Consider the following 24,679-nt stretch of genomic DNA (forward strand, 5'->3'; position numbering starts at 1 on the left):
GGGTTATAAAAATTTAGTTATAAACGCTTAGTTATAAAAAACGTTTTAATAAAAGACATTGTTCATTATCAGCGGCATCTCTGCCTGCTCGTTAATACCATTTTCAGAACCATCTAAAAGTGTGAGTAAATTGCCCATGTGGAATAAGACCTTACAGACCTTTATGGTCAGTACGATAATGGCAGTTGGCGTGTCTTTGAGCGCCTGTGATAGCACCAAGGATAGTGATGCAACAACTCAAGAAGTGAGTACTGATGCCAGCAAGCAGAATGCCGCTGATACGCTTAAACAAGAAAGCGCTGCGACGAATGCCGATTTAGATGGTGCTACCCCCCCAAGAAGGCACACCGGTTAAATATGATGTCGCGTCGTGGGGCACTCAAAAAGTACAAGCGCTCAATGTCGACCAGTTGGATAGTATAAAATCAACCTTTGGTAAGGTGGTCAGCACTGACGAAAATAGCTTAGACTATGCCAGTAATCCAGCTGCCAAATACCGTTTTATGAATACCGACGCGCCTTATTTAGATCTTATTGATTCTGAAAAATATCTTGAGCTTGGCTGGTACTTTGCCAATCCTACTGACTCTGATAAAGAAAAAGAGCTGAGTCAAAACCATGCCAAAAAATCCTATACGCTTGCACGTCAACTGATGGGTGATGAAGGCGGCAAGCTGGTTGCTGATATGCTTAACGGCCAAATCATCAAAAACAAAGTTGTTGGCGGTCAAAAAGTAGAGCTGGCAAAATGTGAGTTTTATAGCTGTATGCTAATCATCAATAAATCCGCTGCCCAAACAGATAATAAATAAACCATGTTGCCGTCCAATAGCTGGTCATGTCTGTCTCATCTGCCTCAAACAGATAAGTCGCCAGATAACTCAACGGTTACCGCCTCATTAGACAATCGCGGATTGGCATATGCCGATGGGTTTTTTACCACCATGGGCGTTATAAATGGGCTTATACTATGGCAAGACTACCATTATCAGCGCCTCATCTCTCATGCCAAGGCATTGCACCTTGATTTAGACAGCCGCTCACTACTGGCTATCTTGCAAACGCATGCCCAGCAGCTATCGCAAGGTATACTTAAGCTAATAATAACTCGCGCCGTGCAAGATATCCGTGGCTACGGCTATACGCCAAGCGAGTCCGGTAGCAAGTGCGAGATTTGGCTAAAATCCTCTGCGATGACTATTGCAACATCCAAGCAGCTGCATTTACCTGATTGTCGCTTAATTCCCATGCAGTCTGCCAGCACTGCCGTTTGCTTATCCTCGCAGCTTGCTTGTTTGCCGCCGCCTCTTGCGGGACTAAAAAGTCTTAATCGTCTCGATAATGTGCTGGCAAGTGCTGAGCTTCAAGCCATCAAAGTTCATAGATTAGCGTCTAATATAGAGTTAGGTATCAGTGAAGGATTGCTGCGTGATATGAGTGGGCCTTGGGTTGAAGGCACGATGAGCAATGTGTTTTATCAACTATCAAATACTCGATTAGTAGAATCAGAAAGTATTTTAAATGTTAATCAACACAACTCCAACTACCTCAGAACTGGTCAATGGTATACGCCATCTATGGCACAATCGGGCGTCGCTGGCGTGATGCGCCAAGTCATCATCGATGGCTTAGCTAAGACTGACACGCCAGTAATTATCAAACCGTTAACGGACGAAGATTTGCCACAGTTAAGCCAGCTATTCTTTTGTAATGCACTGCGCGGTATTATGCCAATGACCAGTTTGACGTTATTATCAGGAGAAGTGGTGAGTTTTTAAGCGATTTTAACCGTATTCAAAAATATTAAATTTAGTATCAATACAATCGTCAGGATACAAAATAACTTCTTCATTGCGATACATATCTTGTGCTTTTAATAGCGCTTCTTGCTCGTTTTTTGCGTTAACTTCCACGATATTACTCAACGTTTCGACAATCTCTATCTGAAAAACGCTCTCTAGTTTCTTACCTATTTTTATCATCGCTCTTCCTAATATACACTTATAAAAATTTCTTTATTATTTATATAGTCTAGGTTAGCAAAGGCGCTTAAAAAGAAGTGATCGTCTTTTGTTACGTAGACTTGTGCGATAAGGAAAATCGATCAATGATACTGATTTGATAAGGAGAGAAATCCATGGACTACGTCTACGAAGATGAACGAATACCTTTACAAATCCGTCGACTATTAATTTTTGATGAGATTTGCAAATTAGCAAAGAAACAACCTAATGAAATTATTCACTTATCGAGATTTACTGAATTATCGCTCGGTGTTATGTATTTGAAAGACTTTAAAAAGTTTATTGCGTTTGGCGGTGTGTTTGAGTATGCAGAAACGAGAGAAGAAGTTATCGAACAACGTATCAGAGTTTTTCCTAACGACGAACCAGTAACACGTGCGCTAACAGTCAATTTAAAACAGTTTACTCAGCCCGCGCGCACAGCTATCCAGCTAGTTTGGTATTGGAATAACTATGTTAAAAATAGAGTGCACGCTTACGTTGATTATCGTGAAGAGCACTTTTTTAAAATCAATGACGAAATTGATGAGGAGTATCCACCGCATAAGTTTCATGACCGTCTCGTTGCAACGGCACGTTTACCTTTATGGGATGATAGAGAGGAGTTAATTGCAGACGTATACCGTGATAATAAAGGAAAACCGAGGCCTGAACGCTTCAATGAGAAACGCTTAATATAATTTAAAATACGTAGAAATTGATCGTATGTTATTAAATACTATTTAACAGGAGATAAAAAATGCGTACTACCTATGAAGAAAAACGAATTCCACTACAATTACGTCGATTAATGCTATTTAATGAAATATGTCGTATAGCAAAAAAACACCCTGATGAAATTGTTCACTTAGCGGGTTATTCAAAAATAGCATTCAATATTGTTTATTCTAAGAAAGATAAAAAACATACAGCATTTGGTGGAGTGTTTAAGTATGCGCATATACGCCAAGAAGTCATAGAGCAAGGCGTAGACAAGCTACCTCATGATGAACTTGTGATGTGTGCGCTTACCGTAAAAAGACAAGCTTTTACCAAATCTTCTCGTACGCCACTAGGACTATTAATAGACTGGAATAAACATGTAAAGAATAAATCTTTTAAATCTATTAAGGACAATATGGACACTTTTTTTAAAGTAAATGATGAGTTGGAAATGGACTATCCGCCGCACAAATTTTATGAACGATTGGTGGCAAGTGCGCATTTGCCACTTTGGGATGATAATCAAGCTTAGTATAGTTTTCGATAGTGACCACGACCCAAAAACTCAATAATGCCTCTATCGCGTAATACTTGTAATTGCTGACGGATTTTATCTGGAATGTGATTGTTTTCAGGATGTTTGAGTTTTAATAAGTCAGCAAAAGCATAAACTTGATTGAGAGAGAAATTAGTATCAAGTCTATCAATACATTGCCAAACATCCAGTGTCCAACCACGCGAAGCTGTAGATTGCTTACGTAGAAATAAGGTTTTTTGAAATTGTTCGGTGACATTGTCGCGTGGTATAACTTGCTGGTTTTTGACCAAAAATACTTTCCCTGATTCGGGCACTTTACGCAAATCAATATTACAGCCAACCCAACCGGCGCGTTTAGCAGTTGCCGATAGAGGTTTTCGTTTTATAATCATATCGGGCTTAAAAAACTGTTTGGGAATGATTAAAAAGTTATTGACGCTCAATACCTGAGAATAGGTTAAAAAGAAAAAGTTTGGATTGTTGTCGCTGTTGATACGTTCAATCATGGTGTCATAAGCACCATCATTTATAATGTTGCTTAACTTCGCCTTTTTACTTTTTAGCTCGTATTCCTCATTACAATTTGAGCAATAAAAGTCAGCGACAGGTTTGCCATTAGTAAATTCAGCCAATGGCTGAGCATTGCAATTAGGGCAATAACTTTGTTTAGCGACCCAATCTTCGCTTAAAACCCTAATGATTTGACTGGGTGATTTATAGTTTTTGGCAAGACTTTGATTAAAATTTAGATTCATAGCCAGTTTTCGTTATTAGAAGAAAGGATTAAAAGTAATAAGAGGTACTAGTATTAAGCCATATAACTGGGCTTAAACGCTAAGTTAATTGATAAGCTAAGCAAATACCATTGAAAATCGCACGGTTCAGTGCTAAATTCTAGCAATCTTCTGCCTCGCGAGTTGCCATGAGCACGCCCACACCTGAAACGCCTCCTAAAAGCCCTAATGATACGCCATCTAATAACCAAGAAGGCACTGCTGATGAGCGTGTCGACACAGCACCGCTGGACTCAAAACCAGTAGTAGATGAGGCAGTCGCAGAAGAAGTACCGGCGACGGATATCTCACTGATTAGCGGAGAAAATAAACCACGCCATTATAAAGTCGATAACCCATCGTTTTTTATGCAGCGCGGTTATCAAGTGTTGTTGGTGCTGGGACTGATTGCAGTATTTTTCTTAGTGATGGTTTATCAGACCTTGTTTGGACGGATTGAGCAACCCAAGCAGATGGTGACGATTGAACAGGGCCAGACTTATTACGGGCTATTGTCGCAATGGCAGCATGTGCCGTTATTTTCTGCCACTATTGCCAAGCTCTATATTAAATCGCAAGTCGATGCGCCGTTACATGCAGGCATCTACCAATTTCCTGCGAATCCAACAATCGCTGAAGCTCTCCAAGTCTTAGAGCAAGGCGAAAAAGCAGCGATGGTAAAGGTGCAAATTATCGAAGGTAAACCGTCTAAAGATTTATATCAGGCGCTACGTGATAATAAAGGCATCAAAAAAGAAGTGCTGACCAGTGACGCGGACAATGCCAGTATTGCCCAAGCGCTGGACTTGGTTGGTATCTTGCCAGATGCGGTAGTGAACAGTAATGACCCTATCGTCAATCACAATCTTGAGGGCTGGTTTGCCCCTGATACTTATTATTATGGGGAAGGAAGTAGTGATAAGCAGGTGCTGACTGACCTATATAAACGCCAGCAACAAGCGTTGACCAAAGCTTGGGAAAATCGTGCACCAAATTTACCTTATAAGAGTCCTTATGAAGCACTGGTGATGGCGTCGATTATCGAAAAAGAAACCAGTGTGGCAGAAGAACGTCCATTGGTATCGGCGGTGTTTAATAATCGCTTGAATAAAGGTATGCGCATGCAAACCGATCCGACCATTATCTATGGTATGGGTAGCCGTTATGAAGGTAATATTCGCCGTAAAGACATCGATGAAAAAACGGCTTATAACACTTATCAAATCGATGGTTTACCGCCAACACCGATTGCATTACCTTCAGCTGCTTCTATTGAAGCGACCTTGCATCCTGCCGATAGCGAAGCGCTATACTTTGTAGCGACAGGTAATGGCGGGCATAAATTTACCAATAGCTTGGCTGAGCACAATCAAGCGGTCAAAGACTATCTCAGCGTCATGCGTGAAAAGAAAGCCCAAACGCCGCCGCAGTAATCAGTTCTCTATGCTTCTTTTTATATTGCTTTAAGAAAACCATCTTTTATTGAGCGTTATAACCATAAACAATAACAACGATAACGCTCATCAATGACATAAGGTCATATCATGTCAGCATCTACACAGCCTCATTTATCTCATATCAACACTGCGCCCATTCAAGGGCGTTTTATTAGTTTTGAGGGTACCGAAGGCGTCGGCAAGACTACCGCCATTGAGCAGCTATGCGCACGCTTGCAAGCGCGTGGCATTGATTATCTGCGTACCCGCGAGCCGGGTGGTAGTCCGTTCGCTGAACGCTTGCGTGAGATATTGTTAGACCCTAATACCGCTATCAATGATGATACGGAATTGCTATTAATGTTTGCCGCACGTTGCGACCATATGCAGCAAGTGATTTTGCCCGCGCTGCAACGTGGGACATGGGTGATATGCGACCGGTTTACCGACTCGACCATTGCTTATCAAGGCTTTGGACGGGCGCATGGCGATGCTACTGTACGCTGCAAAATTGACATGCTTATCGAGCAGTTCGTCGCGCAGTTACCTGAGCTAACTTTATGGTTGGATTTGCCGGTATTAGAAGGTATGGCACGCGCCAATAAACGTAGTGCGGCTGATCGCTTTGAGCAGCAAGCAACTGAGTTTTTCACTAGAGTGCATAATGGTTTTAGTAGTCTTGCTGCCGAGCATCCTGAGCGCATACAACGTATTGATGCGTCAGGCAGCGCTGATGAGGTCAGCGCGCGAATATGGCAGACGGTTAAAGAGAAATGGGATGTTTAATAGATAGCTTTATAAAGCCATGAGCTTGTCCAAATAAAAAGCCCCGACTTATAAGTTGGGGCTTTCTTTATTGATAAATATTTAAAATGGTTGGATATTTTAAAGAGCCATATTTATGCATTATGCACTTTTTGTTTTAATCGTTTTTACTTGAGTCTTTTTTACCTGAATCCTTGATCATTTCGACTTCATTATTAGCGCTATTCGCAGCTTTATCACTACTTGAGTCTGGTAAACGATTGGGGTCAAGGGAGCCTTTTTTGGTTTTAGGCGCGTTACCATTACCATTTCCACTGCTTTTCCCACTATTTTTACTGTTGCCAGCAATTTTGGTTTTTACAGTTGCTGTCGAAAGATCAGACGCTATCTCTTTATTTTCATTGCTGGCAGTGTTTTTAGGTGCTGATAATTGAGTCGTTAGTATTGCAGATGAGGCGGCTGAAGTATTGGTTGCGGTACTGGTCAGCGTTTCTTGCTCAGCCTGTATATCCGTCTCTTTATCCGCTTCTACGATAGGCGCTACTAGCGTTGCATCATTGTCACCGTCCGTTAGCTCTATTTCTTGACGCTTTTCAGGTGCTTTAGAGCTGGACTCAAAGTTTGCATCCGCTGCCGCGCGTGCTTGTTCTTGTTTGGGCGTCACATCGACTGGTTTTGGCTGTACTTCATCATCCACTACCAATGAGATAAGCTTACGATCACGCGGTACGGTACCATCGAACTTATCGGTAATGACGTGTAGCTTGCCTTCTTTGTCGACGGTATAGAGCGGCACGAATTGTTTATTATCGGCTTTATACTGCTCAAAGCTGTAGCTGTCAGTGATATTGGTAATTTTAATACGGGCTTTTTTGGACAGCATACTGGCAAGCTTGGTATAAGTGGCATCATTGCCAAATAACCACTGCGAATGAAAGTTTGCTTGTTTGTCATCGCGTTCACTTTTAACTTTTTCATCGCTGAATTTGAGACGGTATAATTTGCGCTCACCAAATTCATGACGGTAATGAATCTCAGACAAGGTGTTCATCTCTTTATCCATACTCATGGCAAACAGACGACCGATACCGATAAGATCCAGATGATGATCTGCATGGTCAGAGACAGGATTGCCAAAGTAGGTGCGCAGACCACTCATGCGCGCACTGGCAATATTGGTATAGTTATTATGGGCGACGATGACGTCGAAGCCCTGATCTTTTAAGGAAGTAGCGACTAACAGGGCGATTGGGTTTGAGCCTACGACCAAAATACCGTTGGTTTCAGGCTCACGCACACCCAAAAAGTTACCAACCATTTTCGCGCCCAAACCTTGAATCATTACGGTACCAATAATGACCAAAAATACCAAAGGTACGAGTAGCTCGACACCTTGAATATCATACTCTTGCAAGCGAATAGCAAACAGTGATGAGATAGCGGCTGCGACGATACCACGTGGACCAATCCAGCTGATCATCAGCTTTTCATTGGTTTTTAGGTTGGAGCCAATAGACGATGCCCAAACCGATAGGGGACGCGCGACAAACATCACAATGGCTAGTAGTACGATACCTGCAAAACCAACACTGAGCAGACTTTCAAGCTCAACACGAGCAGCAAGAATAATAAACAACACTGACACTAATAAGATGGTCAACGATTCATTAAACTCTAAAATCGTATCACGTGGGAATTTGGGCCAGTTAGCCAGCGCCACCCCAAGCACGGTGACTGTCAATAAGCCAGACTCGTGCTCTAAATGATTCGATATTGAAAATAATACCAAAACAAAAGACAGGGTGAAAACATTACGCAAAAATTCAGGGATCATATGCTTGCGCATTAAGAAGGCTAAAGCCCACGCGCCAGCCAAACCCATCACCGTTGCCAACACCACAATTTTGGCAAACAGCAAGATACTACTGGCTTCACCGCCCGAGATGATATATTCATAAACCAATACCACCGCAATCGCGCCGATAGGATCAATGATGATACCTTCCCATTTTAAGATATTGGAGATAGTTTTATTGGGGCGCACGCTGCGTAATAGCGGCATAATGACCGTCGGCCCGGTGACGCAAACCAGTGCCCCGAACAGTAAAGCGATAATAGGATCGACATCAAATAGCAAGTATGTCGACAGCGCCACGATAGCAATCGTGATAAGGACGCCGACCGACACCAGCATCTGTACCACAGAGCCGTGTTGTTTAATCTCATCAAACTCTAAGGTCAGCGAGCCTTCAAACAAGATAATCGCCACGCCCAATGAGATAAAAGGGAACATCAGCTCGCCCAATACTAAGTCAGGATCGAAAACCCCTAATACTGGCCCAACAATAATACCAATCAGTAATAAAAACAAAATGGACGGCTGCTTTAAATACCAAGCCAACCATTGGGCGGCAATGCCAATCCCAACCACGCCGGATAATAATAGGGCGGTATCCATAAATTAATCCTTTTATAATCTTGTCATATTCTATATCTATCAAAGCGCGACAGTTATTAGCATAATAACCTGCTATCAAAAAAACCTGCCACTAAAATAAGCGGTCAAAAACACCTGTAACCGCTGGGCGATAACCTATATCGCTACTATTAATCGCAGCATCAGTATCAATCAAAGCATGAATCACAGTATGAGCTAGGTATGATATAACTACTATATCGCAATAAAGACAAAAGCTTTGTCAGATTAATAAACATAATCTAGAAAGCAAAAGATGAAAAATAATTGTGATGATGGCTAATGTAATAAAAATGACAGCATGTAAAATTAACTTTTGTTTACTGTAAGAATTATTTGGCTTGTTATCATAACATGATTTTATTTTATGTATGTTAAAGCGGTCTTTGAACAGACTTGCTGTTTTGTCGTGCATGCTTAGAGTAGGCGACTAGATTAATGATGTTTATGATAGAAAAGATAAAGTTTTATACCATAAGTATAAAATGGACGGTAAACTAACAAACCACAGCAGAGTGCTATTTTGAGTGACTCTCTTTTATCTTGAACTGCTTATAAAACATTACTATCAATAACAGTCATATCAAGACTGTTTATAACAGCGATTTATAACAACTATAAAAACCCATCATAGGGAGGATAATATGCTTATCAATATGTCTAAACTACCGAACACGCTTAATTTAGTGCGCTGTTTACAACATAGTGCGCTGGCAATAGCCGTTGCCACCACAATGGTTGCTGGTATCAATATAGCCACTATGCCGAGTGCGCAAGCGGCGGTTACCACCGCAGATTTCTCAGGTTTGGTACAGCAAGTTACCCCAGCGGTGGCGCGTGTGAATGTGACCAAAACCGTTAGTGAGGCTGAGCTTGCTAAAGCCCAAACGGCTGAGCTGTTACGTAAGTTCTTTGGTGACCGCCTGCGTATTCCCGATCAAGCAGCGACGCCTGCGATTGAACACGCCTATGGCACCGCCTTCTTTGTCACCGCAGATGGTTACATGTTGACCAATCACCATGTGGTCGCGGGCGCAGACAAAATCAGCGTCACCCTCAATGATAGAACGGAGCTGGATGCCACTTTGGTTGGCAGTGATGAGCGTTCGGATGTGGCGGTATTAAAGGTCACTGGCAGAAAATTCCCAGCGCTGCCGATTGGTGATTCTAATAGCTTAAAAGTGGGTGAGCCCGTACTGGCCATTGGCTCGCCATTTGGTTTTGATTATTCGGCATCTGCGGGCATTGTCAGTGCCAAATCACGCAACTTTTCGCGTGAAACCAGCGTGCCTTTTATTCAAACCGATGTGGCATTGAACCCTGGTAACTCAGGTGGCCCCTTATTTAATCAGCGCGGTGAAGTAATTGGTATCAACTCTCGTATCTTTAGTGGCACGGGCGGTTATATGGGGCTATCGTTTTCTATCCCAATTGATGCGGCGATGGACGTTTATGAGCAGCTCAAAACCAATGGCGAGGTCGCGCGCGCCTATCTTGGCATTTACCCGCAAGATATCGATCGTAATCTTGCCGAAGCCTATAATTTAGCTCGTCCACAAGGAGCATTATTAACACGAGTCTCACCAGATTCGCCCGCCCAAAAAGCAGGGCTAAAATCAGGGGATATTATTTTACAATACAATGATATTCAGATTATGGAAGCATCAGATGTATTGAACCTCATTAATCGCGCACGTCCAGATGATACATTTCGCGTGCAGATTCAGCGTGATGGTAAACAATCTATCATCACTGGCAAGCTCAGTAACGCATCGAGCGATATGCAAGCACAAAATAGCACTCAGAAAAATAACGAAATAAGTTTGGGACTGGCACTACGAAATTTGACCCCAGAGGAGAAAGTAGAGCTGGCATCTGATAATAAAACCGGTGTATTGGTTACCGCGATTGAGCCAACAGGATTGGCTGCACGCTCCGGCATACTGGCGGGTGACGTTATTACCAACCTGCATCAAAAACCCATCAAAGCGGTCAATGATTTTTCTAGTGCCGTTTCATTATTACCTAAAAAGGGCGTGGTGACTATTGAGATTATGCGTCAAGGTATCCCGGGTATTATCGGTTTGCGGATTGAGTAGGATTGGATAGTTGATACTACTGCTATCGATCACTTTTATCAGTGCTGGCTCAATAATTTATTTGCTTGTATCGTCCAACTATCGATGTGTTGACGATTCGTTAAAATGCCTTAAAAGGTTTTATCGGTGCTTAGTAATTACGCTAAACTAACTGTTCAGTCTAAAAGCTTTAAACGATTAACTTTGTATTCAATATTTATTGATAGCTGATACTAAAACTAATAGGCATTTTTTCGTCAGACACATCGATTAGGCATTAATTGATTGATAGCGGTTAAGCCAAAATATGCTACACTAGCAGGCGTTTTTATTGCTATCTATCTATTGGATTTACAGCGGATAAAAACAGCGTTAATGACGTTATAATATATATAAATACTCAGTATTGACATCAAGCAAGATCTTGCCATTGGCGTTTATGAGCACGCATAGTATTCGCGCGGACATAGATATAAGCAGTAAGCATCGAACATTGGCACTTGCAAACGACTTATCACGTGATAGCTTTGATAAAAGCTAAGATAATACAGTAAGGCACGGTTATGAGCACAGCATACGACGAGATCAAAACCCAACTACAAGGCTCAATGGTAGCCTTGATAACGCCCATGCATCCTGATGGTATGGTCGATTATAAACGTCTGGCAGACCTCATAGATTGGCAGATTGAACAAGGCACTCATTGCCTCGTCGCTGTCGGTACGACTGGCGAATCCGCGACATTGTCAATGCAAGAACATAGCGATGTGATTCGCTATTTTGTGCAGCATGTCAAAGGTCGCGTGCCAGTGATTGCTGGTACAGGCGCGAACAATACCATGGAAGCGATCAAGCTGACCAGAGACGCTAAAGAAGCGGGTGCAGACTGCGCATTATTGGTTGCTCCTTATTATAATAAACCGCCACAAGAAGGTTTATATCAACATTATAAAGCTATCGCTGAGGCGGTGGATATGCCGCAGATACTTTATAACGTGCCGGGACGTACGGTCGTTGATATCGCGCAAGAAACCGTTGAGCGCTTAGCTGATATCGATAATATCATTGCGATTAAAGATGCGACAGGTTCGGTTGCTCGCGGTGAGCAATTAATCAAAGCCGTTGGTGATAGACTTATCGTCTTATCTGGTGATGATGGCACAGCGCTTGAATTGATGAAAGTTGGTGGCAAAGGTAATATTTCTGTGACTGCCAACGTTGCCCCAAAAGCGATGAGCGAAACTTTTACAGCAGCCTTACGCGGTGATTTTGACGCGGCTAACAAAGCACATGATGTTGTGAAGCACTTACATCGTGATTTATTTATTGAATCCAGTCCTATCCCAGCGAAGTATGCCCTGCATAAAATGGGCATGATAGATACTGGCATTCGCTTGCCACTGGTATGGCTGGCTGAACAACATCATGCGACGATTGATACCGCCTTGGTTCGCGCAAACCTATTATAAAAATTAAGCTTATAAATGCTAAGTCTGTTATTCATGACATCGGTTTAGCAAGCATTTATAAGATTTTGTAAAAAAGATAAGCTGATTGCCTACATAGGCAACGATTGCTAACTCAGAGAGATAATATGATGAAAGTATCATCAACGACAGTCAAAATATTCCCTGCTATGATGACCTTGATTTTGGGTAGCACCTTAGTATTAAGCGGCTGCCAAGCGACAAAAGAATTGATTGGCAAGCGTGATAACGGTAGCCTAGAATATCAGCAAAGCAAAAAACTTACGCCAATAGAGCTACCTGTTGCGCAAAAAACTGCACCGTTTGTACCGCTATACCCCACACCTAATGCGGGTGCAAGTACACTCAAATTACAGAATGAGTCGGGTAAACAGTATCAATTGCCTAAACCTCAACGTAGTTTGGCTGCGGTTGAAGCATCAGAGTAGGCCCCTTTTTCATCCCTATCTATACCGCTGGTTTTTTATTAGTGTTAGCTCTATTTGGTTAACACGGTAATATAAAACTCTTAGCGGTCGCTGCGCGTTTTTACCACATAAGCTTGAACGAACAGGAATCCCCATAATGCAAAAGCAAGAACTGCTGTATAAAGGCAAAGCCAAGTCTGTTTATGAAACAGAAGATAACGATCTGCTGATTTTACATTTCCGTGATGATACCTCAGCGCTTGATGGAAAGCGTATCGAACAATTAGCACGCAAAGGCGTGGTAAATAACCGATTCAATGCTTTTATCATGCAAAAACTGACTGACGCTGGCATCGAAACACATTTTGAAAAGCAATTGTCTGAAGACGAAGTGTTGGTCAAGCGTTTGGATATGATTCCGGTTGAGTGCGTTGTGCGCAACTTTGCTGCGGGCAGTTTGGTACGTCGTTTAGGTTTAGAAGAAGGTCAAGCTTTGACACCACCTACTTATGAGCTGTTCTATAAAGATGATGCGCTTGGTGATCCGATGGTTAATGAATCGATTTCTGTATCTCTTGGCTGGGCAACTGACGCCCAACTGGCAAAAATGGAAGAGCTGAGCCATCAAGTCAATGAAGTGTTGACAGCATTGTTTGATGCAGGTGATTTGATATTGGTAGACTTCAAACTAGAGTTTGGCGTATTCCACGACCGTATCGTTTTAGGTGATGAGTTCTCACCGGATGGTTGCCGTATTTGGGATAAAGTTACTAAGAAAAAACTGGATAAAGATCGTTTCCGCCAGTCATTAGGCGACGTCATTGAAGGTTATGAAGAAGTGGCAAAACGTATTGGTGTGCCATTAAGCTAATTGCTTGATAAAGATTTAAGATAATAAAAAACTGAGCTATGTGCTCAGTTTCTTTATGGCTATAAGATAAAGCTATTACCTAATGATAAGGTATAAAAGGCACCTAAAGTACGGGTAATTTCTTATACTAATTTCGGTTCCCTAGTGAGGACTTGAATATTCAGCTGTAGGCTAGTAGAACCAATGGTTTGAGTGAATAAGGTGTTATTAGTGTACTTAGCAATGTACCTACCATATATATTCTAGCTGTGTTCGATGCGCTATACAGGCTTCGAACTGCTAGTATTAAATATAACTTTAATGGCTATGAAATCGATAGGATGGATGATTCCCATTAAGCTATTTGATTGAAATCTCCCAAGTTAGTTTCTGCAAGATTGTCAGCATAGCTCAGACTCTAAAGAGTGGGAGCTTAAGATGGTTAATCGACTAAGAAAGGATGCATCACAGTTTAGTAAGCGCCCAATTAGAGAGTATCTAGAATATTCAGTCACGATTATATTGAAGCTTAGTGGGCTTCGTGTCTCGCGGACTATTAGCCGGTCAAATATTATGCTTTGCGGTTACATACCTTCCAAAATTGTCTAGCACACCCTGCCAATCTGCCCGCTCCTCGTTGCTGGGGATCGTCGGATCAGCGTTAAACGTCTGTCGGACGATAGTGCCAGTGCCGTTTTCGGAAAAATCCACACGGATAAGGCGGTCATCATCCATCTGCCGCCATTCGATCAGACGGTTTGTTTCTACTTGCGTGTAGATAGCGGCAAAATCGAAACCTGACTTACCAACTTTAGACTCGATGCGCAGTTCTAACAAGCCACCAACCTTCAAATCGTTCGATGCCGTGATCGTATGCCATTCGCCGCAAGAGTCCCATTGTAGGATGTCATTCGGATCATTAAAAGCGTGCCAAACGACATCGAGCGGCGCAGGAATTTTGGTTTCAGTAATGATTTTCATGAGTTAGAACTCCACGGTGCGAGTAAAGTTTTTTATCTTCCTAGATTGTTAAATTCTAAAAAGTAAGGTGTGTTGTTGTATTCTCTCAAAATGTTGAGCTTCCGACAATCTTAGGGCGGTTTAGTCTTATAAACGTGTTAAATAGGGTATACCCTAATGGAACCACCTATTTATACCTCTTAATCAATTAATAGACCACTCAAAATAGACCTGTTTAATGGCACTACTTATGACAGACTACTAAGCTTTGTGCGTGAGCTTACTGCTCATGAAACTTCATAATAATTTACCCCCTGACTATACTTATTTATGGCTGCCCTTAAGCTTGAGCGTGACCATTTCAAGCATTCGTTCTCTCATTTAAATTTCTTATACAGCCATCAAACACAGCGCAAACATTGGCCTAGATACCGGATCTTATTTTTATGCTAACTTATTAGCTGTTAATAATATAAAAACAATAAAAGGTTGTCATCAATGCTAACGCCTGAACTGCCCACGACTCAGTCTACTATTTTAGAGCCATCGTGGTTTACCCGCCCAACTTGCGTGGTCGCTACTGACTTAATTGGGAAAATATTGTGTCGTCAGCTGACAGATAGCGATGGTAAGCAAAAAATCTTGCGGATGCGTATCTCAGAAACGGAAGCCTATATTGGTGAAGATGATGCGGCGTGTCATGCGCATGCAGGCACACGCACGCCGCGCACAGAGGTTATGTACAGTCAAGGCGGTGTGTTTTATGTGTATCTGACCTATGGCACTCATCATATGCTCAACTTAGTCAGCGGACCGATTGAGTCGCCAGAAGCTGTTCTAATACGTGCTGGATTTTTAACAGACGATAGTGACCGCTTGATTGAAGAGCAATTACTAGGATCGATTAAGCAATTAAATCATATTAAACAGCTGGCAGGTCCTGGAAAGCTGACAAAAGGTTTACAAATAGATCGAGCGTTATACGCCAAACCGATCACTCCTGCCTCAAAAGTCTGGGTCGAAGATGATGGTTGTCAGCCGCCAGTGTCACTGCGCCCACGCATTGGTATCGATTACGCTGGCGAGGCAAAAGATTGGCTGCTACGTTATATATGGACTGACCATCCTTCTCTATCGAAAAAATAGCTGCTTTTATGATTTTCTTTGATTCAATTTTAAAGATACTTGATGAGGTTAATATATGTATAAACTGACCGTTTTTATTCCAGAAGAAGCGTTAGAGCAGGTAAAATCAGCGTTGTTTGCTGCGGGCGCTGGGAAGATTGGCAATTATCAACAGTGCTGCTGGCAAGTGCAGGGGGTAGGGCAGTTTATGCCATTGAAAGACAGTAAGCCGCATATTGGCGTGCATGATAGTTTGGAAACTGTCAGTGAGTGGCGGGTAGAGATGGTGGTTGCTACTGCTAATATTGATAACGTCGTCCACGCATTAAAGCAGGCGCATCCTTATGAAACGCCTGCCTACGATGTGATTGCAGTACTGGATTTTTAAAAGAAGTTCTTTAACATGTATTTTTAACAGTGGCTCGGCTTTGAACCGAAGTGCCACCTTTAAAATCGCTCAAACATCTTATTCTAAAAAGCCAGATTATTAGTCTTCTTTTATTTTAATCACGTTATAGCTTGGATAAGCAAGTTCGATTTTATAGTCTTCACCACCACGTCGGGCTTTCACTTTTATTTTGCTGTCGCCTTTTTTATATTTGACGTCTTCAACACGGTAGCCCATGTTACTGACTTTATTAGCCGCCTTTTGCTCAATAGCGGGACGATAAAGATCGTTATCAATGGCCTTGATCGTTTTCTTGTGTTTCTTATAGACGCTACTGTCTTTATAAATATCTTCGTAAAGGTCGCCATAAGCGTTGTAGCCAGGAGCGGTGACACAGCCCGTCGTTATCGTCAATAGCATGGCTGCTATACTGGTCGCGGCGGTGGTTTTTAATAGAGATTTATAGTTCATAATGTAGACTCCTCATTGTCTGTACTCATTGTTTACATCAAGCCATCATTAACATCAAAGGTTTAGTTAAATATTTTAAAATACGTCTTAGCAAATATTAAGCCACATTAAATGTCATCAATCTTATAATAGCCGAGTTCAATTTTATAATCTTGGCCGCTAAACGCCTAGCCGTTAGGCCATATATTTCCTTTTTAATGACGTCTCCAAGAGTTTTATTCTATTTATAATGGTAATTGTTATTGTTATAACGACCGTTATTATTGTATTGGCCCTTATTGTTTTTATAACCACCATTCTTTTTGTATCGACCTTTATTATTTTTATAATGACCGTTTTTATTATTGTAGCGATTATTGTTGTTATTATAATGACCGTTATTATTATAATTACCTTGATTATAACGGCCATTATTTTTATAGAGCCCGTTGCCGTGATTATTACCTTGCTGACGATGGACTTTCTGATTATCGTAGCTTGGTGTCACAGTGGTACAAGCAACGGTGGTGCCCAATAAGGCAACCACAAGACCAGCAGAAAAAACGGTTTTTAGCGTTGAGAAAGTGAAGGTTTTCATAATAAATATTCCTATTATATTGTTAATATTTCATTCATTATGGTGACTATATAGATACTCCATAATGAAATGCTATTATAAAAAATGGTCAGATAAACCAAGGGCTGGTTTATCTGACCAAAGGCATCAAATGGTTAACGATGCCAAAATTTTATCTGTTGCCTAAAAGAGTACAATTAACAAAGGTTAGGGTTGTTAATGTTAGTCTTTGTAATATCAGTCTTTTTCGATCTTAATAACGTTTAGGTTTGGATAGCCAAGTAAAATATCATATTCTTGTGAGCCGCGTTTGGCTTCAATCTCAAAAACGCCGCGATTGTTCTTTTCTTCAAGCTCTATATCTTTGACCCGATAGCCCATTCCTTCTACTTTTCTAATGGCGCGCTGTTTAATCGCTGGGTAACGCGCTTCTTTCTTTATTCTGTCTTCGACATCATCATTTTTATAACGATTGTTATTATTATATTTACCGCTGTTATGGTGTTTACCATTGTAGCCATTGTTTTTATCTTGCCAGATATTAGACCAAGCTTTTTTGTTCGAACTAATGAGTCTTAGATCTGGAGAAGTGTATTTAAGCTCATACGCTTGATTATTCTTTTTGGCAAATGCGGTAAGCACACGATTGCCACGATTACTATCAGACCTGATGTCCATTACTTGATAGCCTTGACGACGTAAGTCTTTACGCAGCTGTTGGATAGCACGATTGTTTTCAGCATTAGCATAGCCACTATTATCATTGTATATCGGATAATTATCATAACCCGAACCTGCCACGGCACAGCCAGCAGTTGCTCCTATTAGAGTAATTGCAAGACCTGCAGACAGGGCTGTTTTAAATGAGAAAGGTTTAAGCGTTTTCACGATGGAATCTCCTATGATATGAATTAACTGAATAATGTATTGGTCTTTCAATGTTTGATACTGAATAACGCTTAACAATCATAAATGATGCTAAAACTATTATTGTAGATTATCGATGTTTGTTCTTTTTTTTAATTTTTTCGAAATGTTTTCTTACATGTACATAGTAAGACCTAAAACTCATTACCACATGTCATTGGTGTTAATAAGTTGTAAATTTTGCAAATAATTGCGTAAGCATTCGATACTTTAAGTCACCAAGGTGTTGTTAATAACCACAAACATCGCTAACACTTTTAAACTTCAGATTATTTTTATAGTACTTCGATAATAGGGTGTTATGATAAAGCTATAATTATCATAAGGTTATGTAGTTATTGGTATTTGGTTTTAAGCTGACGTAAGCATATGCTTACATGCAAAGACGCTTACGCGACTTAACAGTAGGCTAATAATTTGACACTATACACACACGGCATAAGGGAATGTGACTCAAGGATTGAGTTAACCGTATTAAGGATAATACTTCAATCACTAGCATCAGGATGATAACAGCGATTGGAATCAGGACACATAACCCGTGTTGAAGGCAGTTAATGCCAATACTAGTAAGAAAAAATGGGCAGGATGCCCGACTGTCACAATATACTCAATATCTTGCAAGGATGCAGTGATTAGAGTCGTGATGGGTAACATGGATAGTTAACAATAAAGCCGCATAGCAATTCGTTGCTATGCGGCTTTATTGTGTCTGGGCTTTGCACTTTATCTTCCATCACCTATATCTTTCATAAACGCTCACTAATAAATAAAGTATAAAAAAACCGCATTAAAAAATAATGCGGCCTTCGTTTAAAATGTTTGCTTTTTTACTAGTAATTATTTTCAGTGCGCCATGCATCTACTTCACGTTCAGCATCATCTTTACTATGACCATAACGCTCTTGCACTTTACCGACTAGCTTGTCACGGCTACCTTCAACATGTAATAAGTCATCATCAGTAAGATCAGCCCATTTTTGCTTTACTGAACCTTTCATCTGTTTCCATTCGCCTTTCAGGGTATGTTCGTTCATTGATATATTCCTTATTCTAGTTATTGCGTTTTTACATTACCTTGTCTTTAGAAAACTAATCTTTAGGAGACTAAGTGAATAGGATGTATAACGCTTTGATATCCAAGTTATTATTTATGATTCTTATTGCTTACTCTGTACTGTTTTTAAGTACCTTGCTTCTAGCGTTCTAAATACTTCACAATCAGCCAATAGCTAACTTGTGATACCAATATATGAATTTCAAAACACTTTGTCTGTATGGACAATGTTTTTACTGTTACTCGATTATGATAAAAACCATGACTATGTTATGGGCAGTAGCATTGTGTAATAGTCAGGGCGTTTTATCAGCGTTGTACGTAACTCATGCGCGTAACTACCGTGCACACATTTGACTATGAGTTAGAGTGCCAGCGAGATATAGTAAAGAATAGACTGTCAGCAAATAAAGTCTTAAAAAGGAATTTATCATCGATCTATTGAGAATGATAATATAAAACAACAGGGAGCGTGACCATGAGCAGTGGACAGACTAAAACCCGTGAACTAACACATTTGAGAACCTGCAATTTATGCGAAGCGATGTGCGGTATTGTCATCAAGCACGATGATGAAAAAGTCTTGTCCATTAAAGGTGATAAAGACGATCCTTTTTCTAAGGGCTATATTTGCCCAAAAGCAACTGCCTTGTAAGATTTGCATGAAGATCCTGATCGCCTGCGCTATCCTGTTGAAAGAACGGCCAATGGCTGGAAAGAAATAAGCTGGCCTGACGCACTTGATAAAGTCGCCAAAGGTATTCAAACGGTGCAAAAGCAATACGGACAAAATGCCCTTGGTATTTATCTGGGAAATCCAAATGTGCATAACATGGGCGGCATGCTGACCATTAAACATCTATTAAGTAGTCTGAAAACCCGCAGTCGTTTCTCTGCTACTTCCGTCGATCAATTACCGCATCATATTGTTAGCATGCATTTATTTGGCCATATGCTGCGTATTCCTGTGCCTGATGTCAATCGTACGCAGTATATGCTCATCATTGGCGGCAATCCGCTGGCATCTAACGGCAGCATTATGACTGCACCGAATATGCGCCAAAAGCTAAAAGATATAAAAGCGCGCAATGGTAAGGTGGTAGTCATTGACCCAAGGCGTACAGAAACAGCAGATATCGCCAGTGAACATCACTTTATTCGTCCAGCCACCGATGTGTTGTTATTATTAGCAATGCTCAATGAAATCTACCTGCAAGGCTATGCCAAGAAAGCACAGATCAATAATAGAGCCGTAGCACTTGCGCCAGAGATTGAGCGACTGGCAGATTTTGCCAAAGATTATAGCGCAGAGTCAGTTGCCGATATTACCGGTATAACCGCAATCGAAATCAAGCGCTTAGTAAAAGAGTTCTGTGAAGCACAAAGTTCGGTCTGTTATGGTCGTATGGGCGTATCTGTACAAGAATTTGGCTTATTGAGTCAATATCTGATTATGGTGATTGACATCGTTACCGGTCGTTTGGATGAGATTGGCGGCTTAATGTTCCCAAATCCTGCGCTCGATGTGGTGAATAATTCTGGCCCAGGCTATTTAGGTAAACGCCATAGCCGAGTGAGTAAGCTTCCTGATTTCAATGGTGATTATCCCGTGGTTGCCATGAGCGATGAGATGTTAGTAGCAGGTGAGGGGCAATTAAAAGGATTTATTAGCGTCGCGGGAAACCCTGTTTTGAGTACGCCCAACGGTGAAAAATTAGATAAAGCTTTTGCACAGCTAGATTTTATGGTTGCTATTGACTATTTTGTCAATGAAACGAGCCGCCATGCCAACATCGTTTTGCCGCCAGTATCACCGCTAGAGCGCGACCACTATGACGTTACCTTTAATAACTTTGCGGTACATAACGTCGCTAAATATTCCAAAGCTTTGTTTAATAAAAATAAAAACGACAAACATGATTGGCAAATTTATTTAGAGCTGGCAAAGCGTTTGGATAAAAAAGTATCTGTAGCGACCAAAGTGGAACGCTTGTTAACGAAAACTTTAGGGCCAAAATTCTTACTCGATCAAGGATTGAGGCGTGGGCCTTATGCTGGCATGACGCTTAAGAAATTGAAGAAAAACCCTCATGGTCTGGATTTAGGGCCGCTCAAAACTATGTTGCCAGAAGCTTTAAAGTATAAAGATAAACAGATTCATCTCAATATTGATTTTTATCAAGCGGATTTGGTGCGTGTGCAAGCGATGATGCAAGATTATGATGACAGTCAGATTTTATTGATAGGTCGTCGCCATGTCCGCAGTAATAATTCGTGGTTGCACAATAGTTATCGTTTGGTCAAAGGCAAGCCACGTTGCACCTTAATGCTGCATCCTGAGACGGCTGCGCAATATGGCATCGAAGATGGTCAAGATGTCAAAGTAACATCGCGCGTCGGTAGCGTGGTTATCGCAGCAGAAGTTACTGATGAGCTGATGCCGGGGGTGGTGAGTATTCCGCATGGTTTTGGACATGGTCGTAAAGGCGTCAAGCAAAAGATTGCTCAAGCGCATGCAGGCGTCAGTGTTAATGATTTGACCGACGATACTTTAATCGATCAGCTGAGTGGTAATGCTGCTGTAAACGGTGTACCTGTGCAATTAGAAGCGATTGAGCTAGAAGACATTAATTTAGAAGCTGCCGATTTAGATATTAGTGATTTAGACACAACCAATTCTGACGCTGAACCCAGTAGTGCTGCATAGCACTGTCATAAACTATAAGCTTTAATATAGTAAGCGCCTTTTTTAAGCCTATCATTTGTTTAAGACTGAACTTAGATACCAACAAAATCAAAATCGACTGCTGGTTTTTTGCCTTGTATTAATAAACTAACCGCTTTAGCTGAACCACAAGCATGCGTCCAGCCAAGCGTACCATGGCCGGTATTAAGCCATAAGTTATCAAAAGTAGCGTTTGTATTCTGACTGCCATGTCGCACGTGGCCCATATGGGCGCGTCCTATTAACGGCACATTTGATGGTGTCATCGGACGTAGACCTGTCCAATATTGCACTGAGTTGGCAATGATGCCTTTAGGAAATAATTGCTGCACACGGCGAGTGATGGCTTCACAGCGTGTGCTATTTAAGTCTAGATTATAACCATTAAATTCTGCCGTCCCAGCGACCCGTAATTTATCACCAAGACGCGAGGTGACTAGCTTAAATTCGTCATCAATCAAGCTGACAAAAGGCGCTAAGTGCGGTGCTCGTGGGTTGACTTGATAGGTCGCAGAATAACCTTTAGCAGGGAAAATAGGCAGATGCATATTGAGTGGCTTCATTAGCGGCACGCTATAACTACCAAGCGCTAATACATAACTATCAGCGCTAAAGGTTTGCGCGTTTTCGCCCTTGGGTCGAATGGTAATACTATGTACGTGCGGATGAGCAGAGTGAGCATCCGCATTGACGGCTAAAACCTCAGTATCGTATAAAAACTTCACGCCAGCCTCGATGCAGTACTCTGCTAAATGCTGGGTAAATAAGTGCGCATTGCCTGACTCATCACGGCTGGTATAAGTTGCCCCTGTGAGTTTATGAGCAATGGGGTAAAGTGCTGGCTCAAGACTGACGGCATTATTAATGTCAATCACATAACGCTCGCAGCCAAGCGCTTGCATGCGCTCAGTTGGGGCAATGGCGGCATCAAACTCAGCTTGATTGGTATAAAAGTGCATAATACCACGTGTTTGCTGCTCATAATTAATACCGATATCAGCACGCAGCTGCTGCAAAGCATCTCTTGAATACAGACCCAAGCGTACCATTTGTACCAAATTAGCATCTGCACGATCGGCGCGGCACTCTTGCAAAAATTGCATCGCCCATTTAAGTTGCGCCTTATCTGCCCGCAAGCGATAAAGCAGCGGCGCATCTTCTCTAAATAACCATTTGAGTGCCTTCATCGGGGTCGTAGGGTTTGCCCAAGGCGTGGCATGCGAGACTGAAATTTGACCACCGTTGGCAAAGGAGGTTTGCATGCCAGCAGCAGATTCACGTTCAATTACGGTTACATCATAGCCTGCTTGGCGAAGATACCATGCGGTGGTCACGCCCACTACGCCTGCTCCGAGTACCGCAATATGGGTCATAAATTACTCTGCTGCGATTGATAAAATTAGGTGAGAGCCTGCTTAGTGTTTGGTTTTACTTGGGACGAGCAACATCCGCTTGTAGGGCGAGCGGTAATTCTAGTACGGTTAAATTACTATCAGCCAAATGTTCTGGGCGGGCAACCACTAAAGCTTCAAAGCCTTGAGCTGTAGAAATAGCATTAACCACCTGAATTTTTTCTAGCTTGTCACCCGCTGCTGGCACGTCACCTGAGCCTTTAACATAGTGAAGAAACGCTTTTGGTGCAGACTTAAAGTAAATACGCGCAATAACTTCTTGACCCAAATAACAGCCTTTATCGTAGTCCATACCACCGCGCTGATGTAGGCGCAGCTCTTGTGGTTGGAACTCGCCTTGGGTGGCTGCGACTATCCAATAGTTACCAATAGCAAGACTACGAGCCATCCACTGCAACGTATCACATTTCTCATCAGTGTGGCTAAACGTTGGCACCTCATCCAAAACGCACGGATAAATAGCAATGGGCGCGCTAGTCTCAAACTTTGAAAATGCCCCATATTTATTTAAATGTGTTTTGAATGAATCTGCACAATCTGCACTAATGACCACATCATATTGCTTTTCGGCTTGTTTTTTAATCCAAAGTCCAAATTCAATTCGACCTTTTAAGTTACCGATGGCCGCTGCCTGATAGCTAAGTCCGAGCTTGGTGATGTCACAAGTTAACTGTCCTTGTAAGAATTTTTCGGCATCCTCGCCTTGGATGGTTAATTGAGAAAATTGTGGCAATGCTGTTGATGAGAGGGTAGTTTGAGTCATTATTATTATCCTATTTATAAACGTTTATTGATCATGATATGGTTATTAAAATGGTCTTATTAAAGCATTTATTTAAATTTTTATCGTTTAAAGGTAAATGTTTATAAAACCAAATTAGGCCAAAGAAGAGTACCACAAAAAACACCGTGATAAAAAACGTCATAATGACGCCATAACTATGTCATGGCTATGAGGTAAGGTTAATCGTAAATTGAGGCGGTTGCTACGCTTACAACCGAAGCGATTGGTTAAAGGTGGCGAGTTACGGTACAATATAGGCTCTACAATAAACCTAATTTATGATGGCTGCCGAGGGAATTATGAGCTTACCAAATTGTCCGAAATGTGATGCTGAATATACGTATGAAGATGGCGCGTTACTGGTATGCCCGATGTGCGCTCATGAATGGACAGCGTCAGAGACCGATGTCGCGCAAGCTGAAGACCAAGATGCGGTCATTCGTGATGCAGTCGGTAATGAATTACAAGATGGCGATACCGTTACTGTCATTAAAGACTTAAAAGTTAAAGGCTCTTCAACCATTATAAAAGTTGGTACAAAGGCAAAAAATATTCGCCTACTTCCTGATGCATCTGATGGTCATGATATCGACTGCAAACTTGATGGCTTTGGTCCGATGAAGCTTAAATCATCTGTGGTTAAAAAAGCTTAAATTGTTCAGCTTAAACGTGGTTGCATCTAATTGTTTGATCAACAATATTCAATCAGCGATATAAAATACTAAAGAACCAATATTA

General features: G+C 41.5%; 26 protein-coding genes. 16 read left to right on the plus strand and 10 right to left on the minus strand.

Annotation, left to right across the window (positions count from 1 at the left end; genetic code table 11):
* Positions 1-136 precede the first annotated feature (136 nt).
* From DABAL43B_RS14325 to DABAL43B_RS00850, 3 genes are read left to right on the plus strand one after another with little or no spacing between them, the layout of a single operon-like run.
* On the plus strand, positions 137-355 hold the full coding sequence (locus tag DABAL43B_RS14325) for a hypothetical protein (protein WP_227516710.1): 219 nt from the start codon (positions 137-139) through the stop codon (positions 353-355).
* Positions 321-812 (plus strand): hypothetical protein, encoded by a 492-nt coding sequence (locus tag DABAL43B_RS00845; protein ID WP_227516711.1) that lies wholly within the window; start codon positions 321-323, stop codon positions 810-812. The genes DABAL43B_RS14325 and DABAL43B_RS00845 overlap by 35 nt, the downstream gene beginning before the upstream one ends.
* 3 nt (positions 813-815) lie before the next feature.
* A complete protein-coding gene (locus DABAL43B_RS00850; protein ID WP_079690647.1) occupies positions 816-1,778 on the plus strand; it encodes an aminotransferase class IV in 963 nt (320 codons plus the stop codon).
* A 6-nt stretch (positions 1,779-1,784) separates the two neighbouring features.
* On the opposite strand, the gene DABAL43B_RS00855 is transcribed toward DABAL43B_RS00850, so the two are convergent.
* Complete coding sequence (locus DABAL43B_RS00855; RefSeq protein ID WP_227516712.1) at positions 1,785-1,982, minus strand: DpnD/PcfM family protein; 198 nt, start codon at positions 1,980-1,982, stop codon at positions 1,785-1,787.
* 155 nt (positions 1,983-2,137) lie between these two features.
* Between DABAL43B_RS00855 and DABAL43B_RS00860 the strand changes: the two genes are divergently transcribed.
* The gene (locus tag DABAL43B_RS00860) at positions 2,138-2,704 is read left to right on the plus strand and encodes a hypothetical protein (protein ID WP_079690648.1); all 567 of its coding nucleotides are present in this window, start codon (positions 2,138-2,140) and stop codon (positions 2,702-2,704) included.
* A 59-nt stretch (positions 2,705-2,763) separates the two neighbouring features.
* Positions 2,764-3,258: a hypothetical protein gene (locus DABAL43B_RS00865; RefSeq protein ID WP_079690649.1), complete on the plus strand. Its 495-nt coding sequence runs from the start codon at positions 2,764-2,766 to the stop codon at positions 3,256-3,258.
* Here the strand turns inward: DABAL43B_RS00865 and DABAL43B_RS00870 are convergent.
* Complete coding sequence (locus DABAL43B_RS00870) at positions 3,255-4,019, minus strand: DpnI domain-containing protein (RefSeq protein ID WP_079690650.1); 765 nt, start codon at positions 4,017-4,019, stop codon at positions 3,255-3,257. The genes DABAL43B_RS00865 and DABAL43B_RS00870 overlap by 4 nt on opposite strands.
* Before the next feature lie 167 nt (positions 4,020-4,186).
* On the opposite strand from DABAL43B_RS00870, the gene mltG reads away from it, so the two are divergent.
* Both mltG and tmk read left to right on the plus strand, forming a co-directional pair.
* Entirely contained in the window at positions 4,187-5,470 is a 1,284-nt protein-coding gene (gene mltG / locus DABAL43B_RS00875) for an endolytic transglycosylase MltG (protein ID WP_079690651.1), read from the plus strand.
* Positions 5,471-5,581: 111 nt separating this feature from the next.
* Positions 5,582-6,259: a dTMP kinase gene (tmk, locus tag DABAL43B_RS00880; RefSeq protein WP_079690652.1), complete on the plus strand. Its 678-nt coding sequence runs from the start codon at positions 5,582-5,584 to the stop codon at positions 6,257-6,259.
* A gap of 136 nt (positions 6,260-6,395) precedes the next feature.
* Here the strand turns inward: tmk and DABAL43B_RS00885 are convergent, their stop codons facing one another.
* Positions 6,396-8,696 (minus strand): cation:proton antiporter, encoded by a 2,301-nt coding sequence (locus tag DABAL43B_RS00885; RefSeq protein WP_079690653.1) that lies wholly within the window; start codon positions 8,694-8,696, stop codon positions 6,396-6,398.
* A 752-nt stretch (positions 8,697-9,448) separates the two neighbouring features.
* Between DABAL43B_RS00885 and DABAL43B_RS00890 the strand changes: the two genes are divergently transcribed.
* The 4 genes from DABAL43B_RS00890 (at position 9,449) to purC (ending at position 13,557) form a co-directional block, all read left to right on the plus strand.
* Positions 9,449-10,813, plus strand: a complete 1,365-nt coding sequence (locus DABAL43B_RS00890) for a Do family serine endopeptidase (RefSeq protein ID WP_227516759.1) — start codon at positions 9,449-9,451, stop codon at positions 10,811-10,813.
* Positions 10,814-11,355: 542 nt separating this feature from the next.
* Positions 11,356-12,261 carry a 4-hydroxy-tetrahydrodipicolinate synthase gene (gene dapA / locus DABAL43B_RS00895; RefSeq protein ID WP_079690655.1) on the plus strand — a complete coding sequence of 302 codons (906 nt, stop codon included), beginning with the start codon at positions 11,356-11,358 and terminating at the stop codon, positions 12,259-12,261.
* Between the two features lie 125 nt (positions 12,262-12,386).
* Positions 12,387-12,707: a hypothetical protein gene (locus DABAL43B_RS00900; protein WP_227516713.1), complete on the plus strand. Its 321-nt coding sequence runs from the start codon at positions 12,387-12,389 to the stop codon at positions 12,705-12,707.
* 136 nt (positions 12,708-12,843) lie between these two features.
* Positions 12,844-13,557, plus strand: a complete 714-nt coding sequence (gene purC, locus DABAL43B_RS00905; protein WP_079690657.1) for a phosphoribosylaminoimidazolesuccinocarboxamide synthase — start codon at positions 12,844-12,846, stop codon at positions 13,555-13,557.
* Between the two features lie 543 nt (positions 13,558-14,100).
* On the opposite strand, the gene DABAL43B_RS00915 is transcribed toward purC, so the two are convergent.
* Positions 14,101-14,517, minus strand: a complete 417-nt coding sequence (locus DABAL43B_RS00915) for an SRPBCC domain-containing protein (RefSeq protein ID WP_079690658.1) — start codon at positions 14,515-14,517, stop codon at positions 14,101-14,103.
* 477 nt (positions 14,518-14,994) lie between these two features.
* On the opposite strand from DABAL43B_RS00915, the gene DABAL43B_RS00920 reads away from it, so the two are divergent.
* Positions 14,995-15,642: a DNA-3-methyladenine glycosylase gene (locus DABAL43B_RS00920; RefSeq protein ID WP_079690659.1), complete on the plus strand. Its 648-nt coding sequence runs from the start codon at positions 14,995-14,997 to the stop codon at positions 15,640-15,642.
* A gap of 55 nt (positions 15,643-15,697) precedes the next feature.
* Positions 15,698-16,009, plus strand: a complete 312-nt coding sequence (locus tag DABAL43B_RS00925; protein ID WP_079690660.1) for an NGG1p interacting factor NIF3 — start codon at positions 15,698-15,700, stop codon at positions 16,007-16,009.
* 99 nt (positions 16,010-16,108) lie between these two features.
* On the opposite strand, the gene DABAL43B_RS00930 is transcribed toward DABAL43B_RS00925, so the two are convergent.
* From DABAL43B_RS00930 to DABAL43B_RS00945, 4 genes are all read right to left on the minus strand, one after another.
* Positions 16,109-16,480, minus strand: a complete 372-nt coding sequence (locus DABAL43B_RS00930) for a hypothetical protein (RefSeq protein WP_079690661.1) — start codon at positions 16,478-16,480, stop codon at positions 16,109-16,111.
* 220 nt (positions 16,481-16,700) lie between these two features.
* The gene (locus tag DABAL43B_RS00935) at positions 16,701-17,057 is read right to left on the minus strand and encodes a hypothetical protein (RefSeq protein WP_079690662.1); all 357 of its coding nucleotides are present in this window, start codon (positions 17,055-17,057) and stop codon (positions 16,701-16,703) included.
* Between the two features lie 216 nt (positions 17,058-17,273).
* Positions 17,274-17,924, minus strand: coding sequence for a PepSY domain-containing protein (locus DABAL43B_RS00940; RefSeq protein WP_079690663.1), 651 nt, complete (start codon positions 17,922-17,924; stop codon positions 17,274-17,276).
* An 872-nt stretch (positions 17,925-18,796) separates the two neighbouring features.
* The gene (locus tag DABAL43B_RS00945) at positions 18,797-19,000 is read right to left on the minus strand and encodes a CsbD family protein (protein ID WP_079690664.1); all 204 of its coding nucleotides are present in this window, start codon (positions 18,998-19,000) and stop codon (positions 18,797-18,799) included.
* A 498-nt stretch (positions 19,001-19,498) separates the two neighbouring features.
* Between DABAL43B_RS00945 and DABAL43B_RS14435 the strand changes: the two genes are divergently transcribed.
* Both DABAL43B_RS14435 and DABAL43B_RS00950 read left to right on the plus strand, forming a co-directional pair.
* On the plus strand, positions 19,499-19,675 hold the full coding sequence (locus tag DABAL43B_RS14435; protein ID WP_264753826.1) for a hypothetical protein: 177 nt from the start codon (positions 19,499-19,501) through the stop codon (positions 19,673-19,675).
* Between the two features lie 3 nt (positions 19,676-19,678).
* Positions 19,679-21,727 (plus strand): molybdopterin oxidoreductase family protein, encoded by a 2,049-nt coding sequence (locus tag DABAL43B_RS00950; protein ID WP_264753827.1) that lies wholly within the window; start codon positions 19,679-19,681, stop codon positions 21,725-21,727.
* Positions 21,728-21,798: 71 nt separating this feature from the next.
* Here the strand turns inward: DABAL43B_RS00950 and DABAL43B_RS00955 are convergent, their stop codons facing one another.
* Positions 21,799-23,118 (minus strand): D-amino acid dehydrogenase, encoded by a 1,320-nt coding sequence (locus tag DABAL43B_RS00955; protein ID WP_079690665.1) that lies wholly within the window; start codon positions 23,116-23,118, stop codon positions 21,799-21,801.
* A gap of 55 nt (positions 23,119-23,173) precedes the next feature.
* Entirely contained in the window at positions 23,174-23,920 is a 747-nt protein-coding gene (locus DABAL43B_RS00960; RefSeq protein ID WP_079690666.1) for a YgfZ/GcvT domain-containing protein, read from the minus strand.
* Positions 23,921-24,240: 320 nt separating this feature from the next.
* On the opposite strand from DABAL43B_RS00960, the gene DABAL43B_RS00965 reads away from it, so the two are divergent.
* Positions 24,241-24,594: a zinc ribbon domain-containing protein YjdM gene (locus DABAL43B_RS00965; RefSeq protein ID WP_079692981.1), complete on the plus strand. Its 354-nt coding sequence runs from the start codon at positions 24,241-24,243 to the stop codon at positions 24,592-24,594.
* The last annotated feature ends 85 nt before the right edge of the window (positions 24,595-24,679 follow it).

Origin of the sequence: Psychrobacter sp. DAB_AL43B (genome assembly GCF_900168255.1) — a bacterium.
Classification (GTDB): Bacteria; Pseudomonadota; Gammaproteobacteria; order Pseudomonadales; family Moraxellaceae; genus Psychrobacter.